14 protein-coding genes are annotated in these 16,753 nt (G+C 73.3%); 5 read left to right on the forward strand and 9 right to left on the reverse strand.

Annotated features, from left to right (window positions below; translation table 11 throughout):
- Nucleotides 1–36 precede the first annotated feature (36 nt).
- Nucleotides 37–291 (forward strand): hypothetical protein, encoded by a 255-nt coding sequence (locus BS83_RS31895; protein ID WP_157597405.1) that lies wholly within the window; start codon nucleotides 37–39, stop codon nucleotides 289–291.
- Between the two features lie 4 nt (nucleotides 292–295).
- Here the strand turns inward: BS83_RS31895 and BS83_RS31900 are convergent, their stop codons facing one another.
- The 4 genes from BS83_RS31900 to BS83_RS31915 form a co-directional block, all read right to left on the reverse strand.
- The gene (locus BS83_RS31900) at nucleotides 296–1,675 is read right to left on the reverse strand and encodes a hypothetical protein (RefSeq protein ID WP_063774267.1); all 1,380 of its coding nucleotides are present in this window, start codon (nucleotides 1,673–1,675) and stop codon (nucleotides 296–298) included.
- Between the two features lie 358 nt (nucleotides 1,676–2,033).
- On the reverse strand, nucleotides 2,034–3,539 hold the full coding sequence (locus BS83_RS31905) for a PT domain-containing protein (RefSeq protein ID WP_157597406.1): 1,506 nt from the start codon (nucleotides 3,537–3,539) through the stop codon (nucleotides 2,034–2,036).
- Nucleotides 3,540–3,709: 170 nt separating this feature from the next.
- Nucleotides 3,710–4,879, reverse strand: a complete 1,170-nt coding sequence (locus BS83_RS31910; protein ID WP_037606882.1) for a metallophosphoesterase family protein — start codon at nucleotides 4,877–4,879, stop codon at nucleotides 3,710–3,712.
- Nucleotides 4,880–5,266: 387 nt separating this feature from the next.
- A complete protein-coding gene (locus BS83_RS31915; RefSeq protein WP_037606885.1) occupies nucleotides 5,267–6,127 on the reverse strand; it encodes a class I SAM-dependent methyltransferase in 861 nt (286 codons plus the stop codon).
- A gap of 94 nt (nucleotides 6,128–6,221) precedes the next feature.
- On the opposite strand from BS83_RS31915, the gene BS83_RS31920 reads away from it, so the two are divergent.
- Nucleotides 6,222–6,830 carry a TetR/AcrR family transcriptional regulator gene (locus BS83_RS31920; protein WP_037606888.1) on the forward strand — a complete coding sequence of 203 codons (609 nt, stop codon included), beginning with the start codon at nucleotides 6,222–6,224 and terminating at the stop codon, nucleotides 6,828–6,830.
- A gap of 131 nt (nucleotides 6,831–6,961) precedes the next feature.
- A complete protein-coding gene (locus BS83_RS49030; RefSeq protein WP_051944415.1) occupies nucleotides 6,962–8,803 on the forward strand; it encodes a SpoIIE family protein phosphatase in 1,842 nt (613 codons plus the stop codon).
- 21 nt (nucleotides 8,804–8,824) lie between these two features.
- On the opposite strand, the gene BS83_RS42420 is transcribed toward BS83_RS49030, so the two are convergent.
- Both BS83_RS42420 and BS83_RS31935 read right to left on the reverse strand, forming a co-directional pair.
- A complete protein-coding gene (locus tag BS83_RS42420; protein ID WP_051944416.1) occupies nucleotides 8,825–10,156 on the reverse strand; it encodes a serine/threonine-protein kinase in 1,332 nt (443 codons plus the stop codon).
- Between the two features lie 151 nt (nucleotides 10,157–10,307).
- Nucleotides 10,308–11,228: an NADP-dependent oxidoreductase gene (locus BS83_RS31935; protein ID WP_037606891.1), complete on the reverse strand. Its 921-nt coding sequence runs from the start codon at nucleotides 11,226–11,228 to the stop codon at nucleotides 10,308–10,310.
- A 192-nt stretch (nucleotides 11,229–11,420) separates the two neighbouring features.
- Between BS83_RS31935 and BS83_RS31940 the strand changes: the two genes are divergently transcribed.
- Together BS83_RS31940 and BS83_RS31945 are read left to right on the forward strand one after the other, a co-directional pair.
- The gene (locus BS83_RS31940) at nucleotides 11,421–12,080 is read left to right on the forward strand and encodes a hypothetical protein (RefSeq protein WP_037606894.1); all 660 of its coding nucleotides are present in this window, start codon (nucleotides 11,421–11,423) and stop codon (nucleotides 12,078–12,080) included.
- A 167-nt stretch (nucleotides 12,081–12,247) separates the two neighbouring features.
- Nucleotides 12,248–13,753 (forward strand): FAD-binding oxidoreductase, encoded by a 1,506-nt coding sequence (locus BS83_RS31945; RefSeq protein ID WP_037606896.1) that lies wholly within the window; start codon nucleotides 12,248–12,250, stop codon nucleotides 13,751–13,753.
- A gap of 84 nt (nucleotides 13,754–13,837) precedes the next feature.
- Here BS83_RS31945 and BS83_RS31950 read toward each other — a convergent pair whose 3' ends face one another.
- Genes BS83_RS31950 through BS83_RS31960 form a run of 3 tightly spaced genes read right to left on the reverse strand, consistent with a single transcriptional unit; the run spans nucleotide 13,838 to nucleotide 16,737 of the window.
- The gene (locus tag BS83_RS31950) at nucleotides 13,838–14,473 is read right to left on the reverse strand and encodes an RBBP9/YdeN family alpha/beta hydrolase (RefSeq protein ID WP_084714469.1); all 636 of its coding nucleotides are present in this window, start codon (nucleotides 14,471–14,473) and stop codon (nucleotides 13,838–13,840) included.
- Nucleotides 14,473–15,798, reverse strand: coding sequence for an MFS transporter (locus BS83_RS31955; RefSeq protein WP_037606898.1), 1,326 nt, complete (start codon nucleotides 15,796–15,798; stop codon nucleotides 14,473–14,475). The genes BS83_RS31950 and BS83_RS31955 overlap by 1 nt, the downstream gene beginning before the upstream one ends.
- 45 nt (nucleotides 15,799–15,843) lie before the next feature.
- Complete coding sequence (locus BS83_RS31960; protein WP_037606905.1) at nucleotides 15,844–16,737, reverse strand: TauD/TfdA dioxygenase family protein; 894 nt, start codon at nucleotides 16,735–16,737, stop codon at nucleotides 15,844–15,846.
- Nucleotides 16,738–16,753: the final 16 nt, after the last annotated feature.

The following is a 16,753-nucleotide window of genomic DNA, read 5'->3' on the forward strand; positions in this document are numbered from 1 at the left end:
TGGTGCCTGCCCGACCGGGTGGCGGAGGCCGTGGGGATGGGCGAGCCGTTGGCGGCCGTGTTCGTCACCACGGGGACCGGGGTGGTGCAGGTGGCCGCGGCTGCCGGGGAGGAGGCAGCCGCGGCCGGGGTCGCCGCCGCGGAGGTCATCGACCCTGTCGCCGTGGCGGAGTCGCTGGGCATGGTCCACGCGGAGCCGATCTGTCCGCCGGCTGCCGGGGCCGAGGCCGAGCCGGCGGCCGGAGCCGAGGCGGACGCGGCCGGGTCGGTGGGCGCTGCGGGAGCAGGCTGACCGGTCATCGGGGCGGTGGAAGGGGCGGTGGAGGCGCCGCCGGTCGGAGCGACCGTGGTGGTGCCCGCCGGGGCCGTCGGGGCGGCGCTGGTGCAGGCGGCCCCGTCGGGGTCGCCGCGCCGGACGCGGGGGCGGCCGGGGTCTGGCCGAGCGGGGTGAAGGTCGCGTTGACGACCACGCCGTTGCCGTCCGTGGTCAGCGTGATCGGGTTGGCCACGTTGAGCAGGGCCCCGCAGTTGAGGTTGGTGAAGGACTGGTTGGCGCGCATGGCCAGGAAGGTGAAGAGGTTGTTCGCCATCGCCGCGTCGACCGACGGGCCGTTCATGAAGATGGCCTGGTCCTTGAAGACGCGCTGGATGCCCATCGCGTTGCCGAAGAGGTTCTGGCAGTAGGTGGTGCCGCCGCCGTTGTCGGCGGCGCCGATCGGGGTCATGTCGACGCCCGCGCGGTACAGGTTGGTCTTGGTGTTGCTGCCGTTGCCGTTGTTCTGCGTCATCGGGTCGGTCACCGGGACGAGCGCGATCGGGGCCTGCTGGTTCGCCGCCGCGGAGAGCTCGTCCAGGGGCAGGGCCGCGGCGGCCATGCCGTCGCTGGACTGGTCGGGGCGGGTCCAGGGAGTGCAGCCGAGGGTGGGGTCGATGAACTGCGTGAGCAGCAGGTTGTCGCTGCCGTTGGCCAGGTCCACCAGCTGCTGGTTCTGCAGGGCGGCCTTGTTGGCGGCGTTGTTCTGCGCGATCTGACCGTTGGCGGTGGCCAGGTAGTGGGTGACCACGTTGTCGCTCTGGTCCTGGTCCACCACGGAGAAGTCACGGGTGGTCGGACAGGGCAGGCCGTCCTTGGCGGTGCCGGCCGGTGGGACCTGCAGCTGGTTGGCGGCTATCTGCCGGTTCGCGTTGCGGAAGAACGCCGGGGCGTTGCAGTCGGCGAACTGCCCGAAGATCGAGCCGCGCAGTCCGTTCACGCACCGGCCCTGGGCCAGCGAGTTGGTACCGCCGGTGTTCGTCAGGGTCAGGTTTGTGCCGTTGAAGCCGAACCAGATCCCGACCGTCGATCCCGCGGGGACGGTGGCCGGAGTGGGCGCGGCGGCAGCCTGGGTGCCCTGGTCGATCACCAGCGGGTCGTACAGCGTCACCTGTCCGCCGGGCGCGACGATCGCGGCCTCGACGAAGGCGGACTGACCGGCGTTGGCCTCGTTGCACGGGCCCGCGGCCGCGTCGGTGGCCACCAGTTGGTAGGGGGTGGCCAGGCCCTGCGCGCTGAGCGGGTTCGGCGGCACGACCAGGGTGCAGTTCGGGTTGGCGGCCGCGGCGGCCGGCTGGTTGTTCGCCGCCAGCGCGGTGGCCAGTCCGCCCGCGACCAGGGGCAGTCCGATCAGCAGGACCATCCAGGTGGACTTCCTCCCGCGGCGTCGGCGCCGTCGGTCCGGCGCGAAGCGTGAGTGTTGCTTGTCCGCATGGCGCATGTACGACTCAACTCCAATCCGGCCCACCGACCACGGGCCGCGATCCACCCGGCTCCTGTGACCGGTGGGGTGCACAGGGCCGTGTGTGCCGTAAGTGGTTCCCCCCGGCGGCGAGCCTCGCAGATCGAACCCGGGTTGCCTCGCCGGGAGAGGGTTACGTTAGAAATCGGTAATCCGTTCCCCGAAACCGTTCGGCCTGCGACGGACGGCACTTGACCAGCCGTCATGGCACGGCGAACGGCCCCCGCGTCGCGGGGGCCGTGAGTCGGGACGGGGTCGGTCAGAAGTGCGTGCCCATGGCCGTGCTCGGGGCAGCGGGGAGGCTGGGCACGGAGGTGGGCATGGACGTCGGCATCGCGGTGGGCATGGCGGTGGGCATGGACGTCGGCATGGCGGTGGACGTCGGGGCGGGGGACGGCAGGCCGCTCACGGTGAGGCTCAGGTGCAGGCGGGCCAGGAACAGCGAGGTGACGGTCGGCCACCTGTGCATCCGGTGTCCGTAGACGGGGGTCTGCCGGACGAACGCCCAGACCAGGTCACCGTTGGCCAGCACGGTGAGGGGGCCGGAGACGTGGACGGTGAGCACCAGGTCCGGGGTGAGGAACCTGCCGGTGAGGTCGATCAGCCGGAAGTGCGTGCCGGTGAAGGCGCCGCGCCGGACCGACTCCCAGGTGACCAGCAGGGCCGACCTCCCGTACGGCGCCACGTGGACGTTGACGTTCGCGGTTCCCGGCGTGCTGGTCAGCACGACCGAACGCGCGGTGTGCCGGGCGGAGTCGACGAAGAACAGCACGGCCTGGTCGGTGCTCCAGCGCGGCGCGGCGTTCCAGGTGAGGCTGTTCGCCCGGGAGGAGACCGGCCCCTGGGCGGAGAGCGCGGTCACCCAGCTCCCCCGGCCGGTCTGCACCATGTCGTCGCCGCTCGCCATCGCCGAACCGGTGGCGCTGCCGTCGTCGTAGCAGTTGTACGCCGCCCAGGATCCCGACCAGCCGAGGGTACGGCCCATGTCGCCCCGGCAGTTCCACTCGTGACCGCCGGACAGCATCTGCCCGGAGTCGCTGACGTAGACCATCTTCTCGCCCCACCGGCCGTTCCGGGAACCGCCGGCTCCGTGCACGGTGAAGAGGGCGGCGTAGCGGCTGCCGTTCCAACTGAGCTTTCCGTCGAGCATGGGGGCGGTGTCGTGGCCGGCCGCTCCGGTCAGCTTGACGGCGAAGGCGATGTGGCCGTTCCGCACCCGGATCAGCGCGGCGGCGGTCTCGCCCCAGCGGTTGTGGTCGGCCACACGGGTGAGCAGGGCGAAGCCGTTGTCGAAGGCGACCAGGCCGCCGATCTCGTGGGCGCCGGTGATGACGACGTCGGGGCCGGTGCGGCGCAGCCGGCGGTCGACGGGGGTGACGTGGACGGAGTTCGCGGCCTGCCAGGCCACTTCGAGCATGCCGTCGGGGGCGACGGCGGTGACCGTGCGCGTCCACTGCGGCATGCCGTTGCCGTTCGGGGAGAGATAGCTGAACGCGCTGCTCAGTTTGATGGTGGACACCGAGATGTTCGCCGCGATGACGTTGCCGCTCGTCATCGTCGGGGCGTTGGTGGCCATCTGGCTGGTGACGGTGCCCCAGTTCGTGGGGGCCGCCGCGCCGGTGACCGGACGGGCCGTCGGGGCGACGTCGGCGAAGGCCAGGCCTCCGACGACGAGTACCCCCAGGGCCAATGGCAAACCGAAGAGGAGGCGGCGCCTGCGCCGCTCCGATCGAACCCTGTTGGCCGTGAATCGCTTGCCGGGCATGTTTGCTCCCTTCCGCTCGGATGGGGAACAGACTGCCGCCGCGGGGGCCCCGGGTCGCCGGTGCGCAGGGTGGTGTAAGAGACGCGTAATGCCCAACGTGGCGCGAGGGACGCGGGTTTCCGGTGCGCATGCACGGCGTCGTGCGGTGCCGTGCATGCGCCCCTGCCTGCCTACTTGCAGCTGCCGCTGCCGGTGTCGCGGTACTGCAGCGCCGAACTGTCGAAGCCGGGACCGGCCAGCGCGGGCGCGTAGTCCCAGCTGTAGCCGTGGGCCTTGAGCGTGAACTTCATGACGCCGAAGGCGCCCGCCTGGGCGGTGACCACGTTGGGGTTGTCGTAGTTGCCCGGCGTGCCGGCGAGGGAGTCCAGGGCCTCGCCGCCGGAGCCGATGATGAACTCGGGGATGCCGTGCTTCGGGTCCGACTCGCCGGCCGGGTTCATCGGGCGCAGCCGCGCGTACGCGTGCTCGTGGCCGTTGAGGATGAGCGTGGCGTGGTTCTGGTACAGCAGCTTCCACCAGGCGTCGGCCGCGGCGCCCTCGGCGCCGCCCGCGCCCACCGCGGAGGCGGGGACGGTGGCGGTCGAGGCCGTGGTGGCGCTGAAGGTCGGCTGGTGCCAGTACGCGATGGTGCACGGACGCGAGTTGGCGGCCAGGTCGTTGGAGAGCCAGGTGGTCTCCTGGGCCAGGAGGCCACCGTCCGTGGTGGAGCAGTCGTGGTTGAACGCGTCCGAGCCGCACTCGGCGTTGAGCGAGATGATGTGCCAGTTGCCGAGGTCGTAGGAGTACCACCCCTGCCGGTCGGCGGTGTCGTCGCCGGCCTGGCCCTGGGTGGCCGGCGCGCCGACCTGGTTGTGGCCGTTGAAGTAGCCGAAGTAGCCGACGCCGTTCTGGCCCGCCTCGTTGTCGCCCTTCTTGGCGTACGGGTAGTACTCGTGGTTGCCCGGCGCCGGACGCTCGAGCATCTTCAGGCCGCCCCACGCCTGCTCGAAGGACTGCTCGAAGTCGGTCAGCTTGCCCACCTGGTACTGCTCGTCGCCCAGCAGCGCCACCGCATCGGGGTGCATGCTCGTGGCCTGCCCGGCGGTCGCGAACTCGGCGCTCATGCCGCCCAGCGTGGCGCTGCCGCACTTGAGCGCGGCCGGGGTGGACGCGTTCTCGTCGTCGTCGGGCTCACAGGCGATGTCGCCGACCGCGGCCAGGGTGTAGGTCTGGGCCTCGCTGTGGTGGGCGGCATAGGGCCAGTCGTTGTCGCTGCGACGACTGTCGGCGACGGCCGTGCCCGTGACGGCCAGGACGGCCAGTCCGGCGGCTACGGCGGAGATCTTGGTGGCGCGCTTCATGGGCGGTGCCCTTCCACGAGAGGAGCGGTCACCGCAGGTTAAGCAGTCGGTCCGGCGGCTCACACAAACACGTTCTGACGGTTCGGCGAACTCCGCGCCGCGCCCGGATGAAGGTTCTCGTACGCGGTGCCGTGACAGGTTTATGACGGCTCGCCATCCCGGTGGGCCGGCGGCCTTTGCCACGTCGGGACGACGGTCCGGTCCGGCTCCGGGAGAGCGGGAGCCGGACCGGACCGGACTCGGTCAGAAGCCGAGGACCCACCCGAAGACGATCCTCCAACTGGGCACAGGCGCACCTCCCCTCGGTTGTCGACGCGATCAGCTTCCGCGTCGGCGGGTGGCCGCGTCGATCGATTCGGCCTGGGCCGAAGCACGACCGCCCGCCCCTCAACGCCGACGGGCGGTCACCAGGTGGGCGGCGGTGCGGAGGCGGACGCCTTCGGGGCGCTGGTACCCGGCCAGGGCGGACGACAGGGCGACCCTGGCCCGCCCGGCGGCGTCGGGGTCGCCCGCGGAGTCGAGCAGGCCCACCAGGTGCCGGCCGGGGCCGGAGCCCAGCAGCAGGTCGGCCGCGGCGTCGGCGTCGCGCCCGAAGTCGCCGTCGGCCTCGACGGGCTCGGTGCGCACCTCGGCGAAGCCGGCCGCGTCGAGGACCTCGCGGATCACCTCGGGGTCGGCGAGGGAGAACATCCCCGGACCCTCCGTCCCGGCCTCCTCCGGCGAGGGAAGCGGCAGGGCGGCACGCACCGCGCCGTACACCTGGACCCATTCGGTGCGGGCCGGGTCCGACATGCAGACGAAGGCGAGGCGGCCGCCGGGGCGCAGGGCGCGGCCGACGTTGCCGAACGCGGCGACCGGATCCGCGAAGAACATGATTCCGAAACGGCTGATCGCGGCGTCGAAGGCGGCGCTCGGGAGCGGGTGGACCTGGGCGTCCCCCTGCTCGAAGACGATCCGGTCCAGGCCCTCCTCGGCGGCCAGGGCGCGGGCTCTGGCCAGCATGGGAGCGGAGAGGTCCAGGCCCAGGACGGAGCCCCGGAAGGCGGTCGCGGCGGCCAGGCGGGTGGTCTGGCCGACGCCGCAGCCGACGTCGAGGACCCGGTCCGCGGGGCCGATCGCGGCCGCCGCGAGCAGCAGCGGGTTGAAGCCTTCGTTGACCGCGTTCCAGCGGTCGTGGTGGTCGCTCCAGTAGCGGCCCTCGTCGCCGTTCCAGGCCTCGGACTGTGCGGTGTTGACGATCGTGCGCATCGGATCGCTCCTGTCGGAGAGCTAGTATGGGCACCTGCCCATTCCACGGTATGGGCAGGTGCCCATACTCGCAAGAGCCGATCCGGAGGACCCGATGTCACCGCGTGGCGTAGCCATCCCCGATGCCAGGGAGCGGCTCTTCGCCGCGGCCGAGCGCGTGCTCGCCAGGGAGGGGCCGGCCGGGCTGACCAACCGGGCCGTCACCGAGGAGGCCGGGTGCGCCAAGGGCCTGCTCTACAACCACTTCGCCGACCTGGACGACTTCGTCGCCCGACTCGTCCTCGACCGCTTCGAGCGGATCGCCGCCCAGGTCGGCCCGCTGCCCGAGCAGGCGGGCCGGGGGGACGTCAGGGAGAACCTGGCCGAGGCGGCGCTCACCCTGCTCGGCGCGAACGGCCCGGCGATCGCCGCGGCCGCGGTGTCCCGGAACGGCGTGGCCGAACGGGTACGGCAGGCGTGGGCCGAGGGCGCCCCGGGACCGGGCGCGGTTGAGGACGCGATGGCCAGGTATCTGGCGGCCGAACAGCGGCTGGGCCGGATTCCCGCGGACACGGACGGCGCGATGCTGGCGCTGGCTCTCGCGGGGACCGTCCACCATCTGCTGATGCACGACAGCGCCCAGCCGGCCGACCGGCAGGCGCTGATCCGCCGCCTGGTCGCCGCGCTGGTGCCGCCGCCGCTCGGGTCCGGCGCGCCCGGCTGAGCCGGACACGCGGCCGCCGGCGGACCCGTACGGCGTATCCGGCAGCGAAAGCCGCGGCGCGCATCTATCGGCGGGGCGGGGTGTTCGCGGGAGACTGGAGGGACCCGCTCCGGGAAAGGACTCCGCGCCGTATGGCTGATTCACCGCTGCTCTCCCTGCGAGACGTCTCCAAGCGCTTCGGCGCCGTGCACGCCCTCGTGAACGTCGACCTCGACGTGAAGGCGGGCGAGGTGGTCGCCGTCGTCGGGGAGAGCGGTGCCGGCAAGTCGACCCTGATCCGGGTGATGGCCGGGGTCGAGGCGCCGGACACGGGCAGCGCCAGGTGGGACGGCCGGGCCGTTGACCTGTCCAGGCCGCGGACCGTCCGGCGGCTCGGCGTGGCCGCGGTGCACCAGGACCCCGAGCTGTGCCTCAACCTGGACGTGATCTCCCAGCTCTTCCTGGGGCGGGAGATGCGGCGTTTCGGGCTGCTGGACGACGTCGGTATGGAGCAGAAGGCCAGGCGGCTGCTGGAGAGCCTGCACGTGCACATCGCCGACCTGCGGGCGCCGCTGGCGACGCTGACCGCCGCGGAGCGCCAGTCGGTGGCCATCGCCGCCGCCCTGATCGACGATCCGGCCCTCCTCCTGCTGGACGAGCCCACCGCCGGGCTCGACCCGCAGCAGAGCGCCCTCCTGCTCAACCTGGTGCGCCGGCTGCGGCGCAGCGGGCTGGGGGTCGTCCTGGTCAGCCACAACATCGACGACGTGCTGGCGGTCGCCGACCGCGTCGCCGTGCTGCGCATGGGCCGCAACGCCGGGGTCTTCGAGACGCGCTACGCCAGCCAGGAGCAGATCGTCTCGGCGGTCACCGGCAACCAGATCCTCGCCGCGGCGCTGCAACGCAGCCTGCTGCCGCGGGACCTGCCGAAGCTGGAGACCCTCGACACCGCCTTCCGCTACCTCCCCGCCCAGGCGGGCGCGGGCGGCGACTGGTTCGACGTCATCCCGCTGTCCGGGGCCCGGATCGCCCTGGTCGTCGGGGACGTGGTCGGCCACGGCCTCAGCGCCGCAGCGACCATGGGACGGCTGCGCACCGCCGTCCACAACGTCTCCCATCTCAACCTTCCGCCCGGCGAGCTGCTGGCCCACCTGGACGACCTGGTGAGCCGACTCGACGAGGAGCGCGGAGCCGCCGGGGGACACAACGACATCATCGGCGCCACCTGCATCTACGCCGTCTACGACCCGGTCGCCCGGCAGTTGGAGGTGGCCCGCGCCGGGCATGTGCCGCCGCTGCTGGTCCAGCCCGACGGCCGGGCGGCCTTCGCCGACGTTCCGGCCGGGCCGCCGCTCGGCCTCGGCGGGATGCCCTTCGAGACGGTCGAGCTGCCGCTCCCCGACGGCGCCCGGTTCCTGCTCTACACCGACGGACTGGTCGAGCGGCGGGACCGCGACATCGACGCGGGGCTGGACCGTTTGCTGCAGGCGGTCCGCCAGGACGGGGACCCCTCCCCCGGCCGCCTGTGCGACGACGTGATCAAGGCGCTGCTGCCTGACGACGCGGTCGGTGGGACGCCGGACGACGTCGCCCTGCTCGTCGCCCGGGCCAAGGGGCTTCCCAACGGCCACGTGGCCTGCTTCGACGTCCCCACCGACCCGGCCGCGGTCGCGGAGATCCGCGCCGCGGCGGCGCGGCGGCTGCACGAGTGGGACCTGGACGACCTGACGTTCACCACCGAGTTGATTCTCAGTGAGCTGATCACCAACGCCATCCGCTACGCGAGCGGCCCGATCACCGTCCGGATGCTGCGGACCCGTTCCCTGGTCTGCGAGGTCGCCGACGCCAGCAGCACCTCACCGCACGTGCGCTACGCCGCGACCACGGACGAGGGCGGGCGCGGGCTGTTCCTGGTGGCCCATCTGTCGGAGCGCTGGGGCACCCGCTACACCGACCGTGGCAAGATCATCTGGGCGGAGCAGCGCCTCCCCTGAGAGCCGGACCCGCCGTACGGCTCACGACCCGGAGGCGCTCGCGGCCGGGCTCGCGCCGCCGCTGAAGCAGGGGCGGATGTTCTGCCGCGTGGCGGCGCTCACCTGGGCCGGGAGGGCGGCGGGGAGCGCGGCGTCGGGACCGCCGAGCACGACGGTGTTCACCGCGCCGGCGCGGCGGAGCGCCGCTGCCACCTGGTCCGCCCGGTCCGCGTGCACGCACACGACGACCGAGCCGAGGCCGGGGATCAAGGGCACCGCGTAGACCACGCCGCCCTGGCCCCGGACGGCGTCGATCATGGTCCGGCCCGCAGAAGAGGGCGAGGTCTCGAACCCGAGCACGACCTTGTTCCGCCCGTCGCCGCCCTCGAGCGCCAGCGCGGTGACGCCCGCCGCCGCGAGCAGGACGACGCCCGCCGCGGCGCCGACGACCGCCGGCCGACGCCACAGGCCGCGCCGGCCGCCCGCGACGCCCGCCTCGGCGCGCAGGCGGACCGTGTCGGGCCGGGGGCCGTGGGCCTGCGGGGCGGCGGATGCGGGCGCGGACAGCAGCTGCGCCGCGGTCGCGGCGTCAGGGCGGAGCGCGGGGTCCTTCTCCAGCAGCGCGGTGATCAGCGGGGCCAGGGCGCCGGCACGGCGAGGCGGGGGCGTCGGCGCGTCGAGGATGGCGCGCATCAACGCCTCGGGGGTGTCCGCACGGAACGGGCGTTCCCCCTCCACGAGTTCGAACAGGGTCACCCCCAGCGCCCAGAGGTCGACCGTCGCCGTCACCGGCGCGCCGCGGAACTGCTCGGGCGCCAGATAGGGCTGGGTGCCGACCAGCACGCCCGGCTGCGTGAGGCTCGTCGCCTCCGCGTCGAGCAGCGTGGCGATCCCGAAGTCGACGACGACCGCGCGTCGCCCGTCCCAGAGGATGTTGGCGGGCTTGACGTCGCGGTGCACGACGCCCGCCGCGTGGACCTCGCGCAGCGCGTCCAGGATCTGGCGGGCGATCTCCGTCGCCGACGGCACGCCCAACGGGCCCTCGCGGCGGGCGAGCGCGTCGAGTGGCTCGCCGTCGACCAGTTCCATCACCAGCACCGGCACCCCGCCCGCGTCCGCGACGATGTCGTGGACCGCCACCAGGGACGCGTGCCGCAGGTTCGCCGCGGAGCGCGCCTCCCGCCGGATGCGCCGCACGAGCTCCTCGCGCAGCGGTGCGTCGGCGCCCTCGGGCGGGAGCAGCTCCTTGACCGCGACCGCGCGGCGCAGCTGGAGGTCGAACGCCCGCCAGACCCGGCCCATACCGCCCGCGCCGAGCCGCTGTTCCAGCCGGTAACGCCCCGCCAGAACGTCCCCGACCTGCCAACCCGCCACGAGCCCTCCCCAGAGCGACCGGCGAGTTCCGCCGAACGTCGCCGGGGCCAGCGTGACATGACGACATCGCAGGGGGTCAAGTGGCCATGGGTGCGAATCCGCAGGGCGTCGTCCCGCGGGCCCGCTCCGTGGGCGGCGCGGGGGTCGTCCGTCAGGGGACGACGACCAGCTTGCCGCGGGTGTGCCCGGTGCGGCTGGCGTCGAACGCCTCGCCGGTCCGGTCCAGCGGGAAGGTCTGCGCAACCTCCACGGTCAGCGCGCCGCGGTCGGCGATCGCCGCGAGTTCGGCCAGTCTGGCGCCGTCGGGGCGGACCCAGATCCAGTGCCCGCCGTGCTGCTCCACCTGCGGGTCGGCGACCGAGACATGCCGTCCGCCGTCGGCGAGCACGGCCAGCGTGGTCTCCAGCTGGCCGCCGACGAAGTCGGCCACCGCCGACACTCCGTCGGGGGCCAGCGCGCGGACCCGTTCGGCCAGGCCGTCCCCGTAGCTCACCGGCTCGCCGCCGAGCTCGCGGACGAAGGCGTGGTTGCGCTCCGAGGCGGTGCCGATCACCCGGGCGCCGAGGTCCCGGCCGAGCTGTACCGCGAGGCTGCCCACGCCGCCCGCCGCGCCGTGCACCAGCAGCACGTCGGCGGGCCCGACCGCCAGCTGTTCCAGGCTGCGCAGCGCGGTCAGACCGGCCAGCGGCAGCCCGGCCGCCTGCGCCCAGTCGAGGGCGGCCGGCTTGCGTGCCACCGAGGGGGCGGAGACCGCGACGTACTCGGCGAAGGTGCCGGCCTGCACCGCCTCCTTGCGTGCGTAGGCGATCACCTCGTCACCGGGTGCGAACTCGGGCGTGTCGGGGCCGGTCCTGACCACGACGCCGGCCACGTCCCAGCCGGGGATCACCGGAAAGACCGTGTCCATCATGCCGTCGAGGCCGCCCGCCATGATCTTCCAGTCCACCGGGTTGACCGCCGCCGCGCGCACCTGGATCAGCACCTGGCCGGGGCCCACCTTGGGGTCCGGATGCTCTCCGTACCGCAGCACCGAGTTGTCCGGGGCGTAGGAGTCGTAGGTGATGGCGCGCATGAGCGGACCTCCAGGGGGCCTGTCGTCGTCTCGCGCACCGCCTTCCGGTGGCGGACACCACTCGCCACGCTAAGCCGCGCGGACGGGCCCGGCACGCCCACGGCCCCGAACGAGGGGCGGCCTGCGGCGGCCGGGCTGCCGGTGGAGTCGCCCGGGCCCACGAGGGCGCCGGGGACAGGGAGAGTGCCAGAGATGTCCGACCGGAACCGTCGACCGCACGACGGTGCTCCCGTCACCGCGTCCGCCCGGGTGCCCCGGTCGCGGTCCGGGTCGGCGCCTTCGTACGCGCCGCCGGCGCCCCGGCCGAACAGCCGCCGCAAGAACATCGCGGGAGGGCTGGTCTTCGGCGTCATCGGCCTGCTCCTCGTCGGCGGATGCGCGCTCATGCTGGCCTATTCGACCGGGCTGACCGGGACCCCGGGGCAGCTGCGGGTGGACGCCTGCGCGCAGGTGGGCTCGGGTCGTGGGCAGCACCTCGACTGCTTCGGCACCTTCCGGTCCGACGACGGCAGGGTCGTGGACCAGGACGCCGTGCTGGCACACCACTACTCCCCCGGCACCGAGGTGCGCGTGGAGCGCTCCGGCGGCGGCACCTACTACCCGGTCGGTCCGGCCGGGACGGCGGGCGCGCTGGCGGGCGCCGGCTTCGGGGTGATGTTCCTGGCACTCGCCGGAGGCCTGTTCGTCCAGACCTCCCGCCGCTATCCGCCGGTGGCGCCCGGGCAGCGGCTGCGGACGGCCGACGTGCCGCGACCGCTGAGCGTCTTGCTGCGGGCCCTGGCCCGGACGATGCTGGCCGCCCTGGTGCTGTTCGTACTCTTCTTCGTGATCGCTCTCGCCAACGGGATCTGACCGTCCCTCCGCTGACAACCCGCCATATCGGCTGCTGGGACGGGTCCGTCCGGGTGCTGCCGCGTGCCGAACGGGGGAAGGCGGCGCGCCGGTGGCGTGGGAGCGGGTACGGATCGACCCGAAGTCGGCCGCGCGGCGCGCCGACCCGTGGGAAAGAAGGCAGGCGGATGACGGTCGACCGACGGAGCTTCCTCGCCGCGTTGGGCGGGGGCGGAGTGGCGGTGCTGGCGGGGGCCGGCCCGGCGGCGGCACTGGTCGACGCGTGGCCGGGTCGTGCCCCGGCCACGAACCGGATGCCGCCCGACTGGGCGAAGCTGCGCAAGCGCCTGGGCAGTCGCCTGGTGCTTCCCGGTGACCCGGGATACGCCGTCCACCGGCTCGGCTACAACGAACTGAACGACGGTCACCGTCCGGCCGCCGTCGCGCGCTGCGCCTCCGCGGCGGACGTCCAGGCCTGTCTCGACATCGCCCGCGGCCACGGCATCCCGATCGCCGCCCGCAGCGGCGGTCACAGCTACCTGGGCTACAGCGTCCCGAACGGCGGCCTGGTGATCGACCTGCGCCTGATGGCCCACGTCGAGGTGGGCCGTGACGGCATCGCGTTCGTGGGTCCGGGCGCCCGGCTGATCGAGGTCTACGCGGCCCTGGCCCGCGCGGGCCGGCTGCTTCCCGGCGGTTCCTGCCCCACCGTCGGCATCAGCGGACTCACCCTGGGCGGCGGGATCGGCGTGCTGACCCGCAAGTACGGCCTGACCTGCGACCGGCTCGCCGCGGCCAGGGTGGTCACGGCCGACTGCAGTCTCCGCACCGCCTCGCCGGGCTCGGAGGACGCCCTGTACTGGGCGCTGCGCGGCGGTGGCGGCGGCAACTTCGGCGTGGTGTCGCAGTTCGCCTTCAGGACCGCGCCCGCCCCCGCGCTGACGGTCTTCTCACTCTCCTTCCCCCGCGGCTCGGCCGCGGAGGTGATCGGGGCCTGGCAGAACTGGATCGCCCACGCGCCGTTCGAGCTCTGGGCCAGCTGCCAGGTCTCCGGCGGCAACCCGCCCACCGCCCGCCTGGTCGGCTGCTACGTGGGCGGCCCCACGGCCGCGAACCGGCTGCTGGACCAGCTGGTCGCCGCCGCCCGCGTGCGGCCGAGCTCGCGCAGCGTGCAGCCGAAGACCTACCTGGGCGCGATGATGTACATGGCCGGCTGCTCCAAGGACACCGTCGCGAACTGCCACCTCGTCACCGAGGGCGGCCGCCTCCCGCGCGAGTCCTTCGTCGCGGTCTCCCGGATGCTCGGCCCGCGGCCCCTCGACGCCGGAAGGGTCGCCGCCCTGATGACCGGCCGCACCGGCGTCGACCTCCTCCTCGACGCTCTCGGCGGCGCGGTCTCCCAACTCGCTCCCAGGGAAACGGCGTTCCCCCACCGCTCCTCGCTGGCCAGCGCCCAGGTCTACGCGAGCGCGACCCGGTCCGGCCAACAGGCGGCGACCCGCACGGTGGACGCGATCCGGGACGGACTGGCCAGGCTGGGCGCGACCGGCGCGTACGTGAACTACATCGACGCCGGCCTGCCCGACTGGGGCCACGCGTACTACGGCCAGAACCTGGAACGGCTGAAGCAGGTGGCGCAGCACTACGACCCGGACCACGTCTTCGCCTTCCCGCAGTCCGTGGCCCGCGCCTGAGCCGAACGGCCGGACCTCCGGAGTTCGGCAGCCGTCCAGGCGCGGGGCCGCAGGCGTGCTCCGGCTGCCGCGGTCGATCGGGCGTCAGTCCCTGTCGAACTCCTTCAGCAGCTCCTCGGCCTGGGGCCAGGGGCCGTAGCCGGAGGCCGGGTTGAGGTGCCCGACCGCGCCGAGGCCGACGACGAGACTGCCCCAGTCCCTGGCCAGGTCGAGCACCCGGTCCAGGGCGGCCAGCGGGTCGTCGGTGCTGGTGGCGACCACGCTGGGGAACGGCAGCCGGTCCTGCGGGACGGGAAGCCAACCGTTGGCCTTCAGGTCCTCCGTACTCGGATGCGGCGGATGCATCGGCTGGTCGAGGTCGGGAGGGGTGGCGAGCAGCGCGCCGCGCACCTGGTCGGTGCGGTGCCCGCGGGCCCAGTGGACGGTGGTGATCACGCCGGCGCTGTGGGCGACCAGCACGACCGGACCTGCGGCGGAGGTCACCGCCTCCTCCAGGGCGGCGACCCTGGCGGCGCAGCTGAGCCGGTCGTCCGTCAGCGGCGCGAGCGTGCGCACCGCGCGCCCGGCGGAGACGAGTGCCGCGGCGAGGTGGGTCTGCCAGTGGTCGGCGACGTGGTCGCGCAGACCGGGGACGATGATCACGGTGGCTTCGCCGCCCGCGCCCCGGCCGGAGGGTACCTCGTCGGCGGGAGCCTGGTCGGTGGGGACGGGAAGGATCATCACAGGAGGTCCAGTCGGTCGCTGGCGATGTCGCGCTGGAGGGCGACGACGAGCCTGAGGTGGAAGTACCGGCGGCCGACCAGGAAGGCGAGCGTGGCCGGGAGGGAGACCAGCGGCAGCAGTGCGAGGGCGCTCCGCAGGCCGACGTGGTCGGCCAGCATGCCGGTCACCGCGGGGCCCGGGGCGAGACCGAGCAGGCTGTTGGCGAGGGTGAGGGTGGCGAAGGCGGTCGCCGAGATCGCGGTCGGCGTCAGGTTGGCGACCATCGCCGCGGCGGGTCCCGCGGTACCCGCCGAGAGCAGCGAACCCAGGGCCAGCAGCAGCAGTTGCGCGCCTCCGTTCGGCAGCTGGAACGCGCCGGTCAGCAACGCCATCGAGCCGAGGCAGCAGGCCATCGCGACGGTCCACTTGCGCGCCGGGGCGATCCGGTCCAGCCGGTCGGAGAGCATGCCCGCGCCGATCATGCCGATCCCGATGATCAGCGCGAACACCCCGGCGGTGGCGCCCGCCTTGGCGGAGGCCATGTGGTAGTAGCGGTTGAAGAAGCTGGGCAGCCAGGCGATGAGCGCCGCGCAGACCGCGAACTGGAGCCCGCTGCCGATGTAGGCGCACACCACCGAGACCGAGGAGAACAGTTTGGGCAGATGCCCGCGCAGCGGAGTCCTGGACCCGCCTTCCTCGCCCGCTTCCTGCGCGGGCCGCAGGCGCTGCTCGGTGACGACGAAGGCGTACACGGCGGCGAGCACCAGTCCGAAGACGCCCATCACCCCGAACGCCCAGCGCCAGCCCGCCTGTTGGGCGATCGCGCCGCCGAGCGCGACACCCAGGACCGAGCCGAAGGCGCCCCCGGCGATGAACGCGCCGGAGAGCGTGGCCCGCAGGGTCACCGGGAAGATGCTCAGCACCACGGCGATGCCGACGCTGCCGTAGGCCGCCTCGCCGATGCCGACGAAGACGCGGCCGAGGAACAGCTGCCCGTAGTTCGCCGCCAGCGCGCAGCCGATGGTGGCCAGGCTCCACAGCGTGGCGGCGAGCACCAGGCTGCGCACCCGTCCCCAGCGGTCCGCCAGCAGGGACATCGGGAAGGTGAGGACGCCGACCATCAGCGCCACCACACCGCTCAGCGACCCCAGTTTGGCGTCGGAGAGCAGCCATTGAGCCTTCAGGAGCGGAAATACCGCGTTGAGCACCTGCCGTGACATGTAGTCACTGAGCAGCAGGCCGAACGAGAGAGCGAAGACCAGCCAGGCGTACTGCCTGGAGACGGCCGGCCCTGAGGACGACGTCGTCCCCGGCACGGCCCCGACGGTGGTGGGGAACCCCATTGTCGCCACCTCACCTTTCCCGGTTCATCCGGTTCGAAGCGAAACTCAGAAGGGTCTGTCGCCGACGATCTCCGCGCGCTCCATCTTGCGAACGGCGGGCCAGTAGTCCTGGACGGCGTAGTGCTGGGTGGAGCGGTTGTCCCAGATGGCCACGGAGCCCGGCGTCCAGCGCCAGCGCACCTGGTACTCGGGGACGGCCGCCTGGCTGATCAGATAGCCGAGCAGCTGGGCGGCCCCCGGCGCGTAGTCCTGTCCGAACCGGACCCGCTCGGGCGTGTGGAAGTTGACGAAGTGCGTGGTGAAGGCGTTGACGAACAGCGCCTTCTCGCCGGTCTCCGGGTGCGTGCGCACGACCGGGTGCTCCGCGTCGGGGAACTGGGCCGCCAGGGCGTGGCGCTGCTCGGTCGGCAGCACCGCGCCGAAGGTGGCCTCGATGCTGTGGCGGGCCCGCAGGCCGTCGAGCTGCGCCTTGACGTGCTCCGGCAGCCGCCGGTACGCCTCGACCATGTCGACCCAGATGGTGTCGCCGCCGACCGGCGGGGTCTCCACGCAGCGCAGGACCGCGCCCAGGCCCGGCCGTTCGCGCCACGTCCCGTCCGTGTGCAGGGCGTTCTCGTAGTCGGGCTTCCGCTCCGACCCCCGGCTGATGCGCACCAGGCCGGGGTGGTCCGGGTCGCTGCCGGCGACGGGGTGGTCCATCAGCGGACCGAAGCGCTGCGCGAAGGCGACGTGCTCGGCGCGGCTGAAGGTCTGGTCGCGCAGGAACAGCACCCGGTGTCTGAGCAGCAGCGCGTGGATTTCGGTGAAGAGCTCGTCGTCACCGATGGCGTCGGCGAGGTTCACGTCGTGCAGCTGCGCGCCGATGGTGGTGGTCAGCGGCTCGGCCTCGACGATCCCGCGGACCTGCGGCGACGCCGGGGTGGTCAGTGTCTGGGTCATGGTCTGGTTCTCCTGA

The organism is Streptacidiphilus rugosus AM-16 (assembly GCF_000744655.1).
GTDB classification, from domain to species: Bacteria; Actinomycetota; Actinomycetes; order Streptomycetales; family Streptomycetaceae; genus Streptacidiphilus; species Streptacidiphilus rugosus.